This window comes from Streptomyces sp. NPDC005898 (genome assembly GCF_040629635.1).
In the GTDB taxonomy this organism is placed as follows: Bacteria; Actinomycetota; Actinomycetes; order Streptomycetales; family Streptomycetaceae; genus Streptomyces.
The window spans coordinates 553,133-571,546 of record NZ_JBEXWC010000001.1 but is presented as its reverse complement, the minus strand read 5'-3'; the positions used below and the strand labels follow the sequence as shown (position 1 = coordinate 571,546).

Below are 18,414 nucleotides of genomic sequence, written 5' to 3'. Positions count from 1 at the left end.
CCCCGCCCCACCGGCCCGAGGAGACCTGTGTGAGCCGCACCCTCCCGCGCACCGTCCGCCCCGCGAGACGCCGCGTGCTTCTCGCCCTGTCCACCGCCGCGCTGCTCGCCCTCGTGCCGGGCACCGCGGCGGCCTACCCCGACCCCGGGCCCGTCACCGGGGACACCGTCCTGCACGATCCGAGCATGGTCCGCACCCCGGCGGGCAAGTACCTGCTCTACGCGACCGGCGGAGGCATCAGCCACCGCTCCTCCACCGACCGGATCACCTTCAAGGCCGGCGCGGACGCCTTCGGCAGCCGGCCCGCCTGGTGGTCGCGCTACTCCTCCGTACCGGAGGCCTGGGCACCCGACATCTCCTACCACGGCGGCAAGTACCTCATGTACTACTCCGTCTCCAGCTTCGGCTCCAACACCTCCGCGATCGGACTCGCGACGTCGGCCACCGGCGAACCGGGCAGCTGGAGCGACCAAGGCGCCGTCTACACCTCCGGGGCGAACAGCGACTACAACGCCATCGACCCCAACCTCTTCGTGGACGACGACGGCACGTGGTGGCTCACCTTCGGCAGCTGGTGGACGGGCATCAAGCTGATCCGCGTCGACCCGGCCACCGGCAAGCAGTACGCGGGCGACACGGCACGGCGCTCGCTGGCCTCCCGCCCGACCGGCTCCAAGGCCGTCGAGGCACCGACCCTCGTCAAACGCGGCGGCCACTACTACCTCTTCGCGTCGTACGACACGTGCTGCGCGGGCACCGACTCCACGTACAAGATCAAGGTGGGGCGGGCCACGAAGGTGACCGGCCCCTACCGCGACAGGAACGGCGTCGCGATGACGGACAACGGCGGCACGCCCGTCCTGGAGTCGCACGGCCGCTACCTCGGCCCCGGCGGCCAGTCGGTCATGAAGGACGTCGACGGCGACCTGCTCGTCCACCACTACTACGACGGCCAGGACGGCGGCCGACCCAAGCTGGGCGTGAACCTCCTGAACTGGGGGAGCGGCTGGCCCGTGGCCTACTGAGCCCCCTCCCGCGTCCCCGCCGCACCCTCCAGCACCCCCACCCGGAAAGGCACACCACATGAGTGACACCAGTGAACTCCCGCACCGCCGCCTGCTGTTGAAGGGCACCCTGGCCACCGCGGCGGGCGCGGCGGGCGCCCTCGGCCTCGCGCGGGGCAGCGCCCACGCCGCCGCCCCCACGGCCACCGAGGCCGCCCGTCCCGCCAACCCCCTCGTCCCCCACCGCGCCGACCCCCACATCCACCGCCACCGCGACGGCCGCTACTACTTCACCGCCACCGCCCCGGAGTACGACCGCGTCATCCTGCGCCGCTCCCGCACCCTGCGCGGCCTCGCCACCGCCGAGGAGGCCGTCGTCTGGCGGCGCCACACCAGCGGCGACATGGCCGCGCACATCTGGGCACCGGAGATCCACCACATCGACGGCAAGTGGTACCTCTACTTCGCCTCCGCGCCCGCCGACGACGTGTGGAAGATCCGCATGTGGGTCCTGGAGAACGCCCACCCCGACCCGTTCAAGGGCACCTGGGTGGAGAAGGGCCGGATCGCCACGGCCTGGGACACGTTCTCGCTCGACGCCACCACGTTCACCTACCAGGGGGAGCGCTACCTGTCCTGGGCGCAGCACGAGCCCGGCACCGACAGCAACACCGGCGTCTTCCTGTCCAGGATGGCCAACCCCTGGACGCTGAAGGGCCCGCAGACACGCCTCACCACCCCCGAGTACGACTGGGAGCGCGTCGGCTTCAAGGTGAACGAGGGCGCCTCGTTCCTCCAGCGCAACGGACGCGTCTTCATGACGTACTCCGCGAGCGCCACCGACGCCAACTACTGCATGGGGCTCCTCACCGCCCGGGCGGGCAGCGACCTCATGGACCCGGCCTCCTGGACCAAGTCGCCGCGCCCCGTCTTCACCAGCAACGACAGGACCAAGCAGTACGGCCCCGGCCACAACTCCTTCACCGTCGCCGAGGACGGCCGCACCGACGTCCTCGTCTACCACGCGCGCCAGTACAAGGAGATCACCGGCGACCCCCTGAACGACCCGAACCGCCACACCCGCATCCAGCGCCTGGGCTGGAAGCCGGACGGCACCCCCGACTTCGGCGTCCCGGTGGCGGACGGACCGGTCCCGGACCTGGCGCGGAAGCGGTAGCCGCGCCCCCGCCGCGCGCCGCTATGCTCGCCCCGTGGGCGAGATCGTGGTGGTGCGCGACGGCCGCGGGCCGGAGATCCTGCTGGTGCACGGCGGCGCCGGCCCGCGGACGACGTGGGGCGCCCTCGCCCCGCTGGCCGACCGCTGGACCCTGGCGTACGCCCATCGCCGGGGCTATCCGCCGAGCCCGCCCCCGCACGTGCGGCAGGACTTCGCGGTGGACGCCCGGGACCTGGCGCCGCTGCTCGCCGGCCGTCCGCACGTCGTCGCCCACTCCTACGGCGTCCTCGGGACGCTGCTCGCGGCCGCGGCCGCACCGCACGCCGTGCGGTCCCTCACGCTGATCGAACCGCCGCTCAGCCACCTCGTCCCCGGCGACCCGGACGTGGCGCGGCTGGCGCGCATCGGCGACGCGGTCCTTGCCCACGGCATGGACACGGACCCGGCCGAACTGCGCGAGTTCCTGCGTATCGCGGGCGCCCCCGTCGGCGACGGGCCGCTGCCCGAGGACGTCGTCGCCGGGGTCCGGCGGGCGCACGGCGCCCGGCCGACCGGCGAGGCGCGCCCCGACCTCGTCGCGATCCGGGACGCGGGAGTTGCGGTGCTCGTCGCGTCCGGGGGCCACGCGGTCGCCCTGGAGCGGATCTGCGACGCTCTCGCGGAGGCGCTCGACGGCCGGCGGAGCGTGCACCCCGGGGCCGGTCACTTCGTCGCCGCGGCCCCGGGCTTCGCCGCGCGGCTCGAAACCTTCCTGAACGAGCCCGCCGCTTCCGCGTGACCCTCGCGGCCGTGCCGGGCGGCGCGTGCGCGGCCGCCCGGCACGAGCCGGCTCAGCGGGCCGAGAAGCTGTGCACGGTGCTCGTCGCGTAGGTCTCGCCCGGGCGCAGTACCGTCGAGGGGAACGACGGATGGTTCGGGGAGTCGGGGAAGTGCTGGGTCTCCAGGCAGAGGCCGTCGCCCTGGCGGTAGGTGCGGCCAGAGGGGCCGGTCAGGGTGCCGTCCAGGAAGTTGCCGGAGTAGAACTGCACGCCCGGCTCCGTCGTCGCGATCTTCATCGTGCGCCCCGACTCCGGGTCCCGCAGCGTCGCGAAGTGCTCGGGGCGGCGGGTGATCCCCTTGTCGAGGACCCAGTTGTGGTCGTAGCCCTTGGCGGTCACCAGCTGGGGGTGCGCGACGCGGATGTCCTCGCCGACCGTCTTGGCCCGCCGGAAGTCGAAGGGCGTGCCGGTCACCTTCGCCAGCTCGCCCGTCGGGATCAGTCCGGCGTCGGTCGGCGTGAACCGGCCCGCCTTCAGGGTCAGTTCATGGCCGTAGATGTCGCCGCTGCCCTCACCGGCGAGGTTGTAGTACGTGTGGTTGGTGAGGTTGACGACGGTCGCCTTGTCGGTCCTCGCCGCGTAGTCGATCCGCCAGTCGCCGCGCGCGGTGAGGGTGTACGTCACCTTCACCCGCAGTGTGCCGGGATAGCCCATCTCGCCGTCGGCGCTCACGTACCGCAGGACCAGGCCGACGCCGGTGGAGTCGGTGAACGGCTCCACGTCCCACACCCGGGTGTTGAAGCCCTTGGCGCCGCCGTGCAGGCTGTTCTCGCCGTCGTTGACGGACAGCTGGTGGGCCTTGCCGTCCAGGGTGAAGCGGCCGCGGGCGATGCGGTTGCCGTAGCGGCCGATCAAAGCGCCGAAGAACGTCGTCCCCGCCACGTACGCGTCGAGCGAGTCGTAGCCGAGGGAGACGTTGCGGTGGCGGCCGTGCCGGTCCGGCAGCTCCAGGGACTGCACGATGCCCCCGTAGGAGAGCACCTTCAGGCGCGTCCCGCCGTTCGCCAGCGACCAGCGGTGGACCTTCGTGCCGTCGGCCAGGGTGCCGAACAGCTCCTTCTCGGGCTTCGCGAAGTGCACGGACCCGCCGCCTTCCGTGGCGTAGGAGGTCGAGGTGCCGGCGACGGCGGCGGTGAGGCCCGCCGCGGCGGCGGTGGTCAGGACGGTACGTCTGCTCGTTTCCATGTGCGGCTCCAGATAGACTAGTTGGGAGAGGAATTCGGTCAGCGACCGACCTTGCGCTTGTTCCACACGTCGAAGCCGACGGCGGCCAGCAGCACCAGCCCCTTGATGACCTGCTGGTAGTCCGTGCCGATGCCGACGAGCGACATGCCGTTGTTGAGCACGCCGAGCACCAGACCGCCGATGACGGCGCCCATGACCGTGCCGACACCGCCGCTCATCGAGGCGCCGCCGATGAACGAGGCGGCGATCGCCTCCAGTTCGAAGTTCAGGCCCGCCTGCGGGGTGCCCGCGTTGAGCCGGGCCGCGTACACGCAGCCGGCCAGCGCCGCGAGGACGCCCATGTTGACGAAGACCAGGAACGTGACGCGCTTGTCCTTGACCCCGGAGAGCGTCGCGGCGGCCTTGTTCCCGCCGAGCGCGTACACATGGCGGCCCACGACGGCGTTGCGCATCACGTACCCGAGGGCGATGAGCAGCCCGCACATGATCAGCATGACGACCGGCACACCGTGGAAGCTGGCCAGCGTCAGCGTGAACGCCACCACCGCCGCGGTCATCGCCACGCACTTGGCCACCCACAGCCCCGTCGGCAGCACCTCCAGGTCGAACGCCGACTGCCGCCTGCGGTCCCGGATCTCACGGAGCAGCAGGAAGACGACGGTGGCGAGGCCGAGGAGCAGCGTCGGGTTGTGGTACTGCGTGTACGGGCCCATCTCCGGGATGAAGCCCTTGGCGATGTTCTGGAAACCGTCGGGGAAGGGGGCCAGCGACTGGCCCTCCAGGACGATCTGCGTCAGACCGCGGAAGAGCAGCATGCCGGCCAGCGTCACGATGAACGACGGGATGCCGACGTACGCGATGAAGAAGCCCTGCCAGGCGCCCGCGACCGCGCCGATCAGCAGCGACAGGACCAGGGCGAGCACCCACGGCATGTCGTGCTTGACCATCATCACCGCCGACATGGCACCGACGAACGCCACCAGCGAGCCGACGGACAGGTCGATGTGCCCGGCGATGATGACGATCATCATGCCGATGGCCAGGATGAGGATGTAGCCGTTCTGCTGGATCAGGTTGGAGACGTTGTTCGGCAGCAGCAGCGTGCCGTCGGTCCAGATCTGGAACAGCACGACGATGAACGCCAGCGCGATCAGCATGCCGTACTGGCGCATGTTGGAGCGCATGCTCTCGATCAGCAGCGCACCGGCCGAGCGCACGGCCGGCGCCGGCGCGGGGGACGAGTCCCGTGGGGGAGTGGTCGTGGTGGTCATGGCGGCCCTCAGCTCTTGCTTCTGGTCTTGGTCATATGGCGCATCAGGACTTCCTGGGTGGCCTCCGCGCGCGTGACCTCGCCGGTCAGGCGGCCCTCGGCCATCGTGTAGATCCGGTCGCACATCCCGAGCAGCTCCGGCAGCTCCGAGGAGATGAACAGGACCGCCTTGCCCTGGGCCGCCAGCTTGTCGATGACGGTGTAGATCTCGAACTTGGCGCCGACGTCGATGCCGCGCGTCGGCTCGTCGAGGATCAGGACCTCGGGGTCGGCGTGGATCCACTTGCTCAGGACGACCTTCTGCTGGTTGCCGCCGGAGAGCCGGCCCACCTGCTCGAACACGGTGGGCGTCTTGATGTTCATCGAGGTGCGGTAGCGCTCCGCGACCTGCCGTTCGTGGTGCTCGTCGACGAAACCGCCCATGCTGCCGAAGCCGCGCCCGCGCATGCCGGGCAGCGACGCCAGCGACACGTTGCGGTTGATGTTGTCGATGAGGTTCAGGCCGTAGCGCTTGCGGTCCTCGGTGACGTACGCGATGCCGGCGTCGACCGCCGCCGACACCGTCCGGGTCACCACCGGGCGGCCGTTGACCGCCACCTCCCCGGCGACGTACTGCCCGTAGGAGCGCCCGAAGACGGACATCGCCAGCTCGGTGCGGCCCGCGCCCATCAGGCCCGCGATACCGACGATCTCGCCGCGCCGCACGGTCAGCGACACGTCGTCCACGACCGTGCGCTGATGGTCGACCGGATGGCGTACCGTCCAGCCCCGCACGGACAGGGCGAGCTCGCCCGCGTCCGGGCCCTCGTACGGCGTGCGGTCGGGGAAGCGGTGGTCGAGGTCGCGGCCCACCATGCCCCGGATGATGCGGTCCTCCGACACCTGGGGCTCGTGCAGCGGGCTCTGCCGAACCGGCAGGGACTCGATGGTCCGCCCGTCGCGCAGGATCGTCACGGTGTCGGTGATCTGCCGGATCTCGTTGAGCTTGTGGGAGATGACGATGCTGGCGATGCCCTGCTCGCGCAGTTCCACGATCAGGTCGAGGAGCTTCGCGCTGTCCTCGTCGTTGAGCGCGGCCGTCGGCTCGTCCAGGATCAGCAGCTTCACCTCCTTGGACAGCGCCTTGGCGATCTCCACCAGCTGCTGCTTGCCGACCCCGATGTCCGACACCGGCGTCTGCGGGTTCTCCCGCAGGCCCACCCTTTTCAGCAGCGCGTTCGCCCGGCGCAGGGTGTCGTTCCAGTCGATGAATCCGCGTCGGGCCTGTTCGTTGCCGAGGAAGATGTTCTCGGCGATCGACAGATAGGGGACCAGGGCCAGTTCCTGGTGGATGATGACGATGCCGTGGCGCTCGCTGGCCCGGATGTCCTTGAAGGCCATCGGCCGGCCCTCGAAGAGGATCTCGCCGTCGTAGGTGCCGTGCGGGTAGACGCCGCTGAGCACCTTCATCAGCGTCGACTTGCCGGCGCCGTTCTCCCCGCAGATCGCGTGGATCTCCCCGGGCCGCACGGTCAGACGCACGTCGGAGAGCGCCTTGACGCCGGGGAACGTCTTGGTGATGCCGCGCATCTCCAGGAGCGGCGCGCTCACCTGAGCTGCCCTGCCTTGAAGTACCCCTCATCGACAAGCAGTTGCGTGTTGGACTTGTCGACGCTCACAGGCTTCAGGAGGAAGGCCGGCACGGTCTTCTCCCCGTTGTTGTAGTCCTTGGTGTTGTTGACCTGGACCTTCTTGTGGGTGAGGACCGCGTCGCCCATCTTCACCGTCTGCGCGGCCAGCTTCCGCGTGTCCTTGAAGACCGTCTGCGTCTGCTCGCCCCGGATGATGGACTTCACCGACGCCAGCTCGGCGTCCTGGCCGGTGATGACGGGCAGCGGCTCGCTCTTCGTCCCGTACCCCGCGCTCTTGAGCGCCGAGATGATGCCGATGGACATCCCGTCGTACGGCGAGAGGACCGCGTCCACCCGCTTGTCGCCGTAGCTCTTGCTGATCAGGTCGTCCATGCGCTTCTGCGCGGTGCCGCCGTCCCACTTGAGCGTCGTCGCCTGGGTCAGCCGCGTCTGCTTGCTGCGGACGACCAGCTGGCCGCTGTCGAAGTACGGCTTCAGCACCTTCATGGCGCCGTTCCAGAAGTACTTGGTGTTGTTGTCGTCGGGGTCGCCCGCGAACAGCTCCACGGAGCGCGCCTCGCCCGCGTTCTTGTCGGGCTTGCCGAGCTTCAGCTTGTCGACGAGGTACTGCCCCTGGAGGCGTCCCACGCGCTCGTTGTCGAAGGAGGCGTAGTAGTCGACGTTCTTCGTGCCGAGGATCAGCCGGTCGTACGAGATCACCGGGATGCCCGCCTCGTGGGCCCGCTGGAGCACGTCGGTCAGCGCGGAGCCGTTGATGGCGGCGACCACGAGCAGCCGGTGCCCCTTCGTGATCATGTTCTCGATCTGGGCGACCTGGTTCTCCACCTTGTCGTCGCCGTACTGCAGGTCGGTCTCGTAGCCGGCCTTCTTGAACTGCGTCGCCATGTTCTTGCCGTCGGCTATCCACCGCTCGGAGGACTTGGTCGGCATGGCGAGGCCGATCGTGCCGCCCTTGCCGGTGTCCGGCTTGTAGCGGCTGCCGCCCTTGGCCTCCTGGCCGCAGGCGGACAGTGAGAGGGCGAGCAGCGTGGTCGTGACGGCGACGGCGCCGAGAGTGCGGGTGCGCATGGGTCAGTCCCCTTCCGGGACGGCGAAGCGGCGCAGCTCACCCGGCAGCCGCGAGCCGAGCGGCGACATGCCGCCGTCCGCGCCGTGCCGGGCCAGCAGGTCCAGCGCGAGACGGCCCCGCCTGACCCGTTCCCGGGCCGTGGCGTGGGCGTGCTCGCGCAGGTGTGCGCCGTAGGGGTAGATGCCGGTGGCCTTGGCCAGGCCGAACTTCACGTACAGCGGGGCGCCGCGCCGGATCAGCTCGGCGACCTCGTACATCCGGATGTAGCCGCCGAGGTCGTCCGGGGCCTCGACGTACATGTCCATCGGTGCCCGGCTCACCCGGCGGATCTCCGTGAGGTGGGCGGGCGTCAGGTCCGAGGGCACATTGAGGGAGTCGGCGCCGAGCCGCTCGTACACCGCGTACGAGGCCGGGTTGACCGGGCCGGTCAGCGCGGACAGCTTGAAGGTGGTGTCCGCGGGGAGCACTCCGGTGGCGCGCAGCCTGTGCAGCGTCCACAGGACCCCCTCGTCGGCGACGAGCAGGCACTTCACGCCGAGCCCGGTGGCGCGCACGGCGTCCTCCACGCAGCCGGCGAGCGCGTCGTGGCCTCGGGCCCGCAGCCCGGCGCCGCCGGAGTCGGTGCGGGTGGAGCCGCCGATGTCCCAGGTGCCGCGGGGGCCGGTGAACAGGCACAGCTCGATGTCGCGGGCGGCGCAGCCGTCGACCATCTCGGTGATCTCGGCGTCGGTGAGCATCCACACGCCGCTGCCCTGGCTGATCCGGTGCACGGGCACATCGAGGCGGGCGCTCTCCTTGAGGACCACGGCGAGCGCCTCGGGTCCCTCGACGGAGGGGATCTCGGTGCGCCAGGTGCCGCCGTCGGGGAACGTGTGCGGGGAGGCGTCGGCCGGATCGGGGGCGGGTACGGGGTACCCGATCCGGGCGAGCGGTTCGGCGCCGGGGCGCCGGGGGGCTGACGGGGCGGTCACGGTACGGGGGCTCCAATACGTGAAGGAAGGCGCCCCGGAAGGGGCGTGGGACTCGGACCTGTGCGGCTTCGCCGCGTGCGGCCCGCAGGGAGGGGTCCCCGCGGGGTGGGGTCCCCGCGGGGAGAGGTCAGGGGAGCAGGAGCACCTTTCCGACCTCGGGATCACCGGCGCCCACCAGGGCGACGGCCTCCCCGAACCGCTCCAGGGGGAAGGTGTGCGTGATGAGCGGCGCGGGATCCAGCAGCCCGAGCCCGAACGCCCGCACCGCGTCCGACCAGGCGCAGGACGGCGCCCCGAACACGGAGCGGACCTCCAGCTGGCTCAGCGACAGATGGACGGGGTCGATGCCGACGGCCCCCTGGGCGAACATCCCGGTGAGCACCACCCGGCCGCCCCTGCGGGCGAGCAGGCAGGAGGAGGCGGCGGTGGTCGCCGCGCCCGCCGTCTCCACGACCAGGTCGAAGGAGCCGCCCGCCGACTCGGCGTCGGCGGGGGAGAGGGCCGCGCTCGCCCCGAAGTCCAGCGCGAGCCGGCCGCGCGCCGCGCGGGGATCGACGACGGCCAGCTCGGCGGGGCGGGAGGCGGAGAGCAGCTGGACCGCGAGCAGCCCGAGGGTGCCGGCGCCGACCACCGCGACCCGCTCACCGGGCCGGGGGCGGCCGGTCCGCACCGCGGCGGCGATCACCGCGGACGGTTCGAGCAGCGCGGCGGCGCGCAGGTCCGCGTCATCGGCCAGCGGGTGCAGCAGGCGGGCCGGCACGGTGAGGTGGTCGGCGAAGGCGCCGGGCTCGGTGAAACCGGTCTCGGCGTACCCGCCGGTGCACAGGCTGGTCTCCCCGCACCGGCAGCGCTCGCAGACGCCGCAGGAGCGGAACCCCTCGGCGACGGTCGCGCGGCCGATAAGCGCGGGGTCGACGCCCTCGCCCACCGCCGTGACGGTCCCGGCCCACTCGTGGCCCGGCGTCACGGGGTAGCGGACGTAGGCGGCGTCGCGATGACCGTCGTACACCTCGCGGTCGCTCATGCAGATCCCGGCGGCGCCCACGCGGACGAGCACCTCGCCGGGGCCCGGCACGGGGGGCTCGCCGGTGACCAGCCGGTGCTCGCCCGGCCGGTCGACGACGACGGCGCGGCTGCTCAACTCGCCGTCCCGCCGGGCGAGCGCTTCTCCCAGCCCTCGGCCCACAGATCGAACCGGGCCTGCTGCTGGGGGAACTCGGCGGCGGCGTCGACGTCCAGCTCGACGCCGAGGCCCGGCGCGTGCGACAGCTCGAAGCAGCCCGTCTCCGGGTCGACCTGGGGGGCTCCCTTGACGACCTTCTTGATGTCCGCGTCCGCGAAGTCGTTGAAGTGTTCGAGGATCTTGAAGTTCGGTGCCGTGAAGCCGACCTGGAGCGAGGCGGCGGTGAGCACGGGCCCGCCCACGTTGTGCGGGGCGACCAGCATGTAGTGCGTCTCGGCGGTGGCCGCGAGCTTGCGGGTCTCCCAGATGCCGCCGATGTGGCCGACGTCGGGCTGGAGGATGTCGGCGGCCTGGCTCTCGAACAGCTCCCGGAACTCGATGCGGTCGTGGATGCGCTCGCCGGTCGCCACCGGCATGTCCACCTTCGCGGCGACCTTCGCCAGGGCCTTGAGGTTCTCCGGCGGGACCGGCTCCTCCAGCCAGGCGGGGCGGAAGGGGGCGAGGTCGCGGGCGAGCCGGATCGCGGTCGCGGGCGAGAAGCGGCCGTGCATCTCCAGCATCAGCTCGGCGTCGGGCCCGATCGCGTCGCGCACGGCCTCGATCAGCGAGACGGCGTACCGGCTCTGCTCGTGGTCCAGCTCGTAGTGGCCGGTGCCGAACGGGTCGATCTTCAGGGCGCGGTAGCCGCGCTCCATGACCCCCTGGGCGGCCTTGTGGTAGGCCTCGGGGGTGCGCTCGGTGGTGTACCAGCCGTTGGCGTACGCCTTGACGCGGTCGGTGACCTTTCCGCCGAGCAGCTGCCAGACGGGGACGCCGAGGGCCTTGCCCTTGATGTCCCAGCAGGCCATCTCGATGACCGCGATGCCCGACATCACGATCTCGCCGGCCCGGCCGTAGTCGCCGTACTTCATCCGTCGGACGAGGTCCTCGACCGCGAACGGGTCGGACCCCGAGATGTGGTTGGCCTCCGCCTCGCGGAGGTAGCCGATGAGCGCGTCGGTGTGCCCGAGCATGCGCGTCTCGCCGATGCCGGTCAGACCCTCGTCGGTGTGCACCTGGACGTAGGTGAGGTTACGCCAGGGCGTTCCGACCACATGCGTGCTGATTCCCGTGATGCGCAAGGCAGTTGCCCCTTGACTTGTTCGATATTTCGTCACACGTTCGAAATGCTGGCGTGACGTTATTCACGGTGGCCGGAACGTGTCAATGGTTCGCGCGAAATGGTCTTGAGGACGGTCCGGCGGCGGCCATTGCGCCGCGAACGCCCACCCGCCTAACCTGTGTTCGTCATACCGATCAGCGGCCGAGGTTTCGGACGCGGGGGTTCGGACGCGAAGGGTGGGAGACCTCATGGGACGACTCGTTCCCGCGGTGACCAGGTCGCTGGACATACTGGAGCTGTTCCTGGAGGGCGACGGGACGTTCTCCGCGCCCGAGGTGACCCGCAGGCTGCAACTGCCGCGCACCACGGTGCACGAACTGCTCACCACCCTCGCGGCCCGCTCGTACCTGGTGCAGCTCCCGGACCAGCCCGGACGCTACCGCCTGGGCGTACGCACCTACCAGCTCGGCAGCCGCTACGCCGAGCAGCTGGACCTCGCGGCCGAGGGACAGCAGGTGGCCCGGGAGGTCGCCGAGACCTGCGACGAGACCGTCCACGTCGCGATCCTGGAGGACACCGACGTCATCTACATCGCCAAGGTCGACTCCACGCACGCCGTGCGCATGGTCTCCGCGGCGGGCCGCCGGCTCCCGGCGCACTGCACCTCCGTCGGCAAGATGCTGCTCGCCTCGCTGCCGCAGACCGAACTCGAAGCCCGCCTGCGCGGGCGGGAGTTCACCGCCATGACCCCCGACAGCATCACCGACCCGGACGAGCTGGTCGCCGCGCTCACCGCGATCCGCGAGCGGGGCATCGCCGTCGAGCACCGCGAGTCCAACCCCGACGTGAGCTGCGTGGCCGCACCGGTGCGGGACGGCGCGGGCCGGGTCGTGGCGGCCCTGTCCATCTCCGTGCCGATGATCCGCTGGAGCGAGGAACGGGAACGGGAGCTGGCCGAACTGGCCGCCAAGGGCGCCGGCGACCTGTCCGTGCGCCTCGGCCACCGGGGCGCGCGATGAGGGCCGGCTGGGAGGTGGCGGTGCGCGAGCAGGCCCTGCTCGGCGAGGGCCCCACCTGGGACGCGGCCACGGAGCGGCTCGTCTGGGTCGACATCCTCGCCTCCCGCGTCCACACGTACGCCCCCGGCGACGGCCGCCGGACGGTGCTGGCCACCGAACAGCACGTCGGCGCCGCGAAGCCCCGCGCGGGCGGCGGCCTGGTCGTCAACCTCCGCGACGGCATCGGCCTCTACGGGCCGGACGGGTCCTCCTTCACCTGGCTGGTGCGCGACCCGGTGCCGGGCCGCCGCGGCAACGACGCGGCCGTGGCACCCGACGGCGCGCTCTGGGCGGGCACCATGCGCTACGACGAGGCGCCGGGCGGCGGCGGCCTGACCCGCGTCGCCCCCGACGGCACGGTCACCGAGCAGCGGGGGACAGTCGGTGGCGTGGCCGTCAGCAACGGCCCGGGCTGGAGCCCCGACGGGCGGCTCATGTACTACGTCGACAGCCCCACGCGCCGGGTCGACGTCCTCGATTTCGACGGGCACCGCGCGCACGGCAGGCGCCCCTTCGCGGTCGTCGAGGACGGCGCGGGCGACCCCGACGGGCTCACCGTGGACGCGGAGGGCTGCGTCTGGGTCGCCCTCTGGAGCGGCGGGGCCGTCCGCCGCTACACCCCCGACGGCCGGCTCGACCGCACCGTCCGCCTCCCCGTGCCGCGCCCCACCGCCTGCGCGTTCGGCGGCCCCGGCCTGCGGGACCTGTACGTCACCACGGCCCGCGTCGGCCAGCAGCGGCCGCACCCGCTGGCGGGGTCGGTGCTGGTGCTGCCGGACGCCGGGCAGGGGGTGCCGGGCACGGCGTTCGCGGGCTGAGGCGGCGGGGGCGGGGGCGGGGTCAGCGCTTCAGCTCCCGCAGGTACCTGCCGAACTTCTCCAGGCCGTCGATGTCGCGCGGCCCGCTGATGCCCTCGTTGTAGTCGAGGACGAAGAAGTTGTTCTTCTTCACGGCGGGCAGCTCCCTGGTGTGCGGGGACTTCTTCAGGAACTCGATCTTCTTCTTCGCCGGCTGGTCGCCGTAGTCGAAGACGATGACGACCTCGGGCTCGGCCCGGGTGACCGCCTCCCAGTTGACCTGCGTCCAGCGCTCGTCGAGCTCGTCGAAGATGTTCCGGCCGCCCGCGGTCTTGATGATGTCGTTCGGCGGGACCTGGCTGCCCGCCGTGAAGGGCTGATCGGTCCCGGAGTCGTAGAGGAAGACCGGCACCGGGTCACCGCCGGGCGCCCTCTTCTCGACGGCCGCCACCCGCTTCTTCAGGTCCCCGACGACTTGGTCGGCCTTCTTCTCGACGCGGAAGATCTTCCCCAGCCGCTCCAGGTCGCTGTAGAGCGCGTTGAACGGCGTCACCCGCTGCGGGTACTTGGGGTAGTTGAAGCAGCTCTCGGTGTGCATGAAGCTCTGGACACCGAGCTTGTCGAGGATCTGCGGAGTGATGCCGCGCTGGTCGCTGAAGCCGGAGTTCCAGCCCGCGACGACCAGATCCGCCTTGGCCCGCACGACCACCTCCTTGTTGAGCAGGTCGTCGCTGAGCATCTTCACCTTGGCGTACTCCGACGCCCAGGGCGACTCGCTCACCGGCGGGTTGGCGGGCGGCATCACATACCCGTGGACGTGCTCGGTCAGGCCGAGGCTGAACAGCTTGTCGGCGCTGCCGCCCTCGTACGCCACGGCACGCCGGGGCACCTTGTACGGGACGGACTCGCCGCATCTCTTGACGGTGACCGTCTCGGAGGCCTTGGCGTCGCCGTCCGTCTCGACCTCGGCGCCGCAGCCGCTCAGCAGCAGCGTGACCGCGAGCGCGGACGTCAGGGCAATGGACCGGGTGGGAATCATGGGGTGTTGATGCCTTTCAGGCAGATTCGGGCAGGCTCAGTCAGAGTGGGCATATTCGGGCGGAAGGGCGGAAGGGCGGAGGGCGGAGGGGCGGTGGTCAGGGGGAGGGGTGGAGCGCGTAGAGCAGCTGCGGGTCGCCCGTCAGCGGGTGCGTCACGACGCTGGCCCGCACGCCGAACACCTCGGCGACCAGCGCCTCGGTGAGGACCTCCGCCGGGGTCCCGGTGGCGACCAGGCGCCCGTGGTGGAGCACGCCGATCCGGTCGCAGGCGGCGGCCGCGAGGTTGAGGTCGTGCAGCACGACCAGGACGGTCGGGCCCGCGCCCCGCAGATGCGAGAGGACCTCGATCTGGTGGCGTACGTCGAGATGGTTGGTCGGCTCGTCGAGGACCAGTACGCGCGGCTCCTGGACGAGGGCGCGGGCGAGCAGGACGCGCTGGCGCTCCCCGCCGGACAGGGTGAGGACGCCCCGCCGGGCGAGGTGCCGGATGTCGAGCCGCTCCATGGCCCGCTCGCACAGCTCCCGCTCCCGCGCGCCGAGCGCCTGGTTGCCGCGCAGGTGCGGGGCCCGGCCGAGGGCGACCACCTCCTCGACGGTGAAGTCCAGGTCGACGGCGCCGTCCTGCGTCATGGCGGCGACGAGCTGCGCGCTGCGCCGCATCGGCAGGCGGGAGATGTCGTCCCCGCCCACGCGGACGGTGCCGGCGGCCGGGCGCAGCGCGCGGTAGACGCAGCGCAGCACGGTCGACTTCCCGCTGCCGTTGGGACCGACGAGGCCGACGACCTCGCCGCTGCCCACATCGAGCGACAACTCGCGTACGAGGCGCGTGCCGTCGACGTCGACACCGAGCCCCTCGATGCGCAGATCCATCTCAACGCCCCCCGAACACCTGCGACTTGCGGCGCATCAGCGCGATGAACACCGGCACCCCGACGAGGGCCGTGATGACACCGAGCGGCAGCTCGCGCGGGGCGACCGCCGTGCGGGAGAGCAGATCGACCCAGACCATGAAGACCGCGCCGACGAGCGGGGTGACGGCGAGGACCCGGGCGTGCCCGGCGCCGACCACCATCCGCACCAGGTGCGGCATGACGAGCCCCACGAAGCTGATGGCGCCGCTCACCGCGACCATCACGCCGGTGACCAGCGAGACGAGCACGAGCAGGGACCTGCGGTGCCGGTCGGGGTGGAGGCCGAGGCTCGCCGCGGTCTCGTCGCCGAGCGCGAGCACGTCCAGCGCCCTGCCCTGGCGGTACAGGACGACCAGGCCGAGCAGCACGACCGCGGCGACGACGGGCAGCGCGCCCCAACTGGCCGCGCCGAAGCCGCCCATGGTCCAGTACAGGACCATGCCGGTCGCCTCGCTGTCCGGCGAGAAATAGATGATCACGCTCATCACGGCCTGGAAGCCCAGCGACATGGCGACGCCGGTCAGGACGAGCCGCAGCGGCGAGAGCACCCCCCGGTGCGAGGAGGCCGCGTACACCAGGAACGACGCGACGAGCGCGCCGAGGAAGGCACCGGCCGACACGGCGTGGACGCCGAACGCGGCGAGCCCGCCGCTGACCGTCACCCCCACGGCGCCCACCGACGCCCCCGAGGAGACCCCGAGGACGAAGGGGTCGGCGAGGGCGTTGCGCACCATCGCCTGGATGGCCACGCCGACGGCGCTCAGCCCGGCCCCGACCAGCGCGGCGAGCAGCACGCGCGGCGTCCGGATCTGCCAGATGATCTGGTACGTCGTCGTCTCGTCGGCGCCGATCCGTCCGCCGGTCAGCGCCGCCCACAGATACCGGGCGGTCTCGGCGGGCGGCACGAGGACGGCGCCGAGCCCGATGGCGACGACGACGGAGGACACCAGCACGAGGAAGAGGCCGACGCAGGTCAGGGTCAGCGCCCCGGGGGAGGCCAGCCGCTCCCGCACGGCGGCCCGGGCCGGGGCGGGCGCGGCAGCCCGTGCGGCGCCGCTCACCGGGCCTCGCCCCCGGCTCCGTCGCCCCGGTGCGCGCGCGGCACCAGGACGGCCGCTCCGAGCGCCGCGACGACCAGCGCCCCGAACACCGCGGCGGTCCCCGGATAGCCGGCGACGGCGAGGCCCGCGCCGCCGAGCGCCGCGCCGACGAACACGCCGAGGCTCTGGCCGGCGGCGTTGAGGCTCAGCGCCGAACCGCGCAGTGAGGTCCCGCAGCGCCGCACGATGAGGCTGACCACGCACGCGGCGACGACCGCGTGACTCGCCGCGTGCAGCGCGGTCAGGGCGAGGGCGAGCGGCAGCCAGTGCGTGAAGTAGAAGCCCACGACGCCGACGAGGGCGGCGACAAGTCCGAGGGGGAGCAACCGCTCCGTGGTGAGGCGCGGCGCGGCGGAGTTGGTGAGTCGGCCGGTGAGCAGGTTGCTGACGAAGAACGCCGCGCCGCTGAGCGTCCACACGAAGGCGAAGAGCCCCGCGTCGAGGTCGAACCGCTGCTCGTAGAAGGCGGCGAGATACGACAGGTACCCCATGAAGACGGCGGTGCGCAGGAAGCCGATCAGCAGGAGCGGCAGCACGCCGCGCACCGCCGCGAGCGCCTTGAACGAGGCCAGGTAGCCGAGGCGTTGGGCGTTGGGCGTGTCGCTCGGCGGTGTCCGCTTCCCCCGGGCCACGAAGACGACCGCGAGCAGCAGCGACACGGCGCTCACGCCCAGCAGGTCGCCCTGCCAGCCCCAGTACAGCGCGGGCAGCGCGATGACGGGCGCCGCGAGCATGGCGGTCATCGACTGGACGGCGGTGACCAGGGTCGCGGCGCGCCCGGCGGCCTTGCCGGTGCCGAAGCGGTCGGCGGCGGCGGCCGTCAGCGCCGGGTTCAGGACGGCCGTGCTCGCGCCGATGAGCAGGCAGAACACGGCGAGCAGGACGAAGTCGCCGCCGGCGCCGAGCGCCGCCGAGAGGCCGAGCGCGGTGAGGGCGCCGGCCGCCGCCCACTCCTTGCGCACCCGGTCGATCAGCGGGGCCAGCGCGGTGCCCACCAGGAGTGCGGCGAGCCCGCCGAGTCCGCGCAGGCCGCCCATCGCGGCGACGCCGCTGCCCGCCCCGTCGGCGATCGGCACGAGGTAGGTGCTGAAGACGGTGAACGGCAGCAGTCCGACCGCGGAGGCGAGCAGTACCGGCCACAGGGCGCGGGCCATGCGCAGGTCGCCCGGCACCGCTTCCCCGGTGCCGGCCTGGGTGTCCTTGCCTGCGTCGACGCTCACGCCGTGGCTCCGTTCGGCGCGAGGGCGGCCCGGTAGCGGTACATCGGCGTGGGGTCGGCGCTGAACTGGGAGAAGGTGAAGGGCTCCGCGTTCAGCCCGGTGACGCCGGCGCCGAGGAAGGCGCGGGCGACGGCGCTGCCGCTCTGGGCGTAGACGGTCAGCGGCACCCGGTGCTCCACGCAGTGCCGCAGGATCAGGTCGAACGTGCCGTTGCCGAGCGTCATGCCGGTGGAGACCACGGCGTCGGCCTCGGCGAGGACTTCGGTCATGTCGTCGCTGACGGGGTCGCCCCACGCGGTCGTCCGCAGGTTGAGGTCGCAGGGCAGGCAGACGCCGCCCCGCTCGCGTATCGCGGCGACGAGCGGGTTGACCACGCCGATCAGGGCGACCTTGGCGCCGGGCCCGATGTCGAGCAGCCCCGCCACGGCGGCGTCCCGGGCCTCGGCGCGGACCTCGGGCGTACCGGTGGGCAGCATGACGCGTTCGGCGTCCTCGGCGTCGCGGTGCGGGCGCACCCGGGCCAGATAGGCGTCGAGCGCGGCGGTGCGCACCGGCGTGGACTCGTCGCGCAGGAGCTTGTCCAGGGGGTGGCCGGAGGCGTTCTCGCAGAAGCGCGGGGCGAGTTCGCCCGCCTCGAAGGAGCAGGCCCCGAAGGCGTCGCCGACCCGCAGCAGCAGGTAGTGGTTGTGGTACGTGACGTCGCCGCCCGCCAGCCGGGTGGTGTGGTAGAGCCAGAACGCGCTGGTGACGGTCAGCTCGGCGGGGTCGGGGCCGTACTCGCCCGCGAGGACGGCTTCGGTGAGCTCCGCGACGGAGCGGGGCGCGGGGTGGGACATGGGTGGGTTCTCTCCCGGGATCGCGGGTCGGCAAGGGGGGTT

General features: G+C 72.0%; 17 protein-coding genes. 5 read left to right on the top strand and 12 right to left on the bottom strand.

Annotated elements, in window-relative coordinates:
- Positions 1-29 precede the first annotated feature (29 nt).
- The 3 genes from ABZ385_RS02340 to ABZ385_RS02330 are packed head-to-tail and all read left to right on the top strand — an operon-like array spanning position 30 to position 2,959.
- A complete protein-coding gene (locus ABZ385_RS02340; protein WP_358581702.1) occupies positions 30-1,025 on the top strand; it encodes an arabinan endo-1,5-alpha-L-arabinosidase in 996 nt (331 codons plus the stop codon).
- 58 nt (positions 1,026-1,083) lie between these two features.
- Positions 1,084-2,181, top strand: coding sequence for a glycoside hydrolase family 43 protein (locus tag ABZ385_RS02335; RefSeq protein ID WP_358909206.1), 1,098 nt, complete (start codon positions 1,084-1,086; stop codon positions 2,179-2,181).
- Positions 2,182-2,215: 34 nt separating this feature from the next.
- Positions 2,216-2,959, top strand: coding sequence for an alpha/beta fold hydrolase (locus ABZ385_RS02330; RefSeq protein ID WP_358909204.1), 744 nt, complete (start codon positions 2,216-2,218; stop codon positions 2,957-2,959).
- 52 nt (positions 2,960-3,011) lie between these two features.
- On the opposite strand, the gene ABZ385_RS02325 is transcribed toward ABZ385_RS02330, so the two are convergent.
- The 7 genes from ABZ385_RS02325 to ABZ385_RS02295 form a co-directional block, all read right to left on the bottom strand.
- Positions 3,012-4,184: an aldose epimerase family protein gene (locus tag ABZ385_RS02325; RefSeq protein ID WP_358909202.1), complete on the bottom strand. Its 1,173-nt coding sequence runs from the start codon at positions 4,182-4,184 to the stop codon at positions 3,012-3,014.
- A 38-nt stretch (positions 4,185-4,222) separates the two neighbouring features.
- The gene (mmsB, locus tag ABZ385_RS02320) at positions 4,223-5,455 is read right to left on the bottom strand and encodes a multiple monosaccharide ABC transporter permease (protein ID WP_358581712.1); all 1,233 of its coding nucleotides are present in this window, start codon (positions 5,453-5,455) and stop codon (positions 4,223-4,225) included.
- A gap of 8 nt (positions 5,456-5,463) precedes the next feature.
- A complete protein-coding gene (mmsA, locus tag ABZ385_RS02315; RefSeq protein WP_358698613.1) occupies positions 5,464-7,023 on the bottom strand; it encodes a multiple monosaccharide ABC transporter ATP-binding protein in 1,560 nt (519 codons plus the stop codon).
- A 17-nt stretch (positions 7,024-7,040) separates the two neighbouring features.
- Positions 7,041-8,153 (bottom strand): multiple monosaccharide ABC transporter substrate-binding protein, encoded by a 1,113-nt coding sequence (gene chvE / locus ABZ385_RS02310; protein WP_358909200.1) that lies wholly within the window; start codon positions 8,151-8,153, stop codon positions 7,041-7,043.
- A 3-nt stretch (positions 8,154-8,156) separates the two neighbouring features.
- Positions 8,157-9,125, bottom strand: coding sequence for a hypothetical protein (locus ABZ385_RS02305; RefSeq protein ID WP_358581717.1), 969 nt, complete (start codon positions 9,123-9,125; stop codon positions 8,157-8,159).
- A gap of 127 nt (positions 9,126-9,252) precedes the next feature.
- Entirely contained in the window at positions 9,253-10,266 is a 1,014-nt protein-coding gene (locus tag ABZ385_RS02300) for an alcohol dehydrogenase catalytic domain-containing protein (RefSeq protein ID WP_358909198.1), read from the bottom strand.
- Entirely contained in the window at positions 10,263-11,429 is a 1,167-nt protein-coding gene (locus ABZ385_RS02295; protein ID WP_358581722.1) for a mandelate racemase/muconate lactonizing enzyme family protein, read from the bottom strand. Before ABZ385_RS02295 ends, ABZ385_RS02300 begins: the two co-directional genes overlap by 4 nt.
- Positions 11,430-11,658: 229 nt before the next feature.
- Between ABZ385_RS02295 and ABZ385_RS02290 the strand changes: the two genes are divergently transcribed.
- Both ABZ385_RS02290 and ABZ385_RS02285 read left to right on the top strand, forming a co-directional pair.
- Positions 11,659-12,429, top strand: coding sequence for an IclR family transcriptional regulator (locus tag ABZ385_RS02290; protein WP_358909196.1), 771 nt, complete (start codon positions 11,659-11,661; stop codon positions 12,427-12,429).
- Positions 12,426-13,286, top strand: coding sequence for an SMP-30/gluconolactonase/LRE family protein (locus ABZ385_RS02285; RefSeq protein WP_358581727.1), 861 nt, complete (start codon positions 12,426-12,428; stop codon positions 13,284-13,286). The genes ABZ385_RS02290 and ABZ385_RS02285 overlap by 4 nt, the downstream gene beginning before the upstream one ends.
- Positions 13,287-13,308: 22 nt before the next feature.
- On the opposite strand, the gene ABZ385_RS02280 is transcribed toward ABZ385_RS02285, so the two are convergent.
- The 5 genes from ABZ385_RS02280 to ABZ385_RS02260 all read right to left on the bottom strand — a co-directional run bounded on the left by ABZ385_RS02280 (position 13,309) and on the right by ABZ385_RS02260 (position 18,372).
- Positions 13,309-14,304, bottom strand: coding sequence for an ABC transporter substrate-binding protein (locus ABZ385_RS02280; protein ID WP_358909195.1), 996 nt, complete (start codon positions 14,302-14,304; stop codon positions 13,309-13,311).
- 97 nt (positions 14,305-14,401) lie between these two features.
- A complete protein-coding gene (locus ABZ385_RS02275; protein ID WP_358581731.1) occupies positions 14,402-15,175 on the bottom strand; it encodes an ABC transporter ATP-binding protein in 774 nt (257 codons plus the stop codon).
- Position 15,176: 1 nt separating this feature from the next.
- Complete coding sequence (locus ABZ385_RS02270) at positions 15,177-16,217, bottom strand: iron ABC transporter permease (protein ID WP_358909315.1); 1,041 nt, start codon at positions 16,215-16,217, stop codon at positions 15,177-15,179.
- 56 nt (positions 16,218-16,273) lie between these two features.
- Positions 16,274-17,536 (bottom strand): MFS transporter, encoded by a 1,263-nt coding sequence (locus tag ABZ385_RS02265; RefSeq protein WP_358909193.1) that lies wholly within the window; start codon positions 17,534-17,536, stop codon positions 16,274-16,276.
- Positions 17,533-18,372, bottom strand: coding sequence for a DUF364 domain-containing protein (locus tag ABZ385_RS02260; protein ID WP_358909191.1), 840 nt, complete (start codon positions 18,370-18,372; stop codon positions 17,533-17,535). Before ABZ385_RS02260 ends, ABZ385_RS02265 begins: the two co-directional genes overlap by 4 nt.
- Positions 18,373-18,414: the final 42 nt, after the last annotated feature.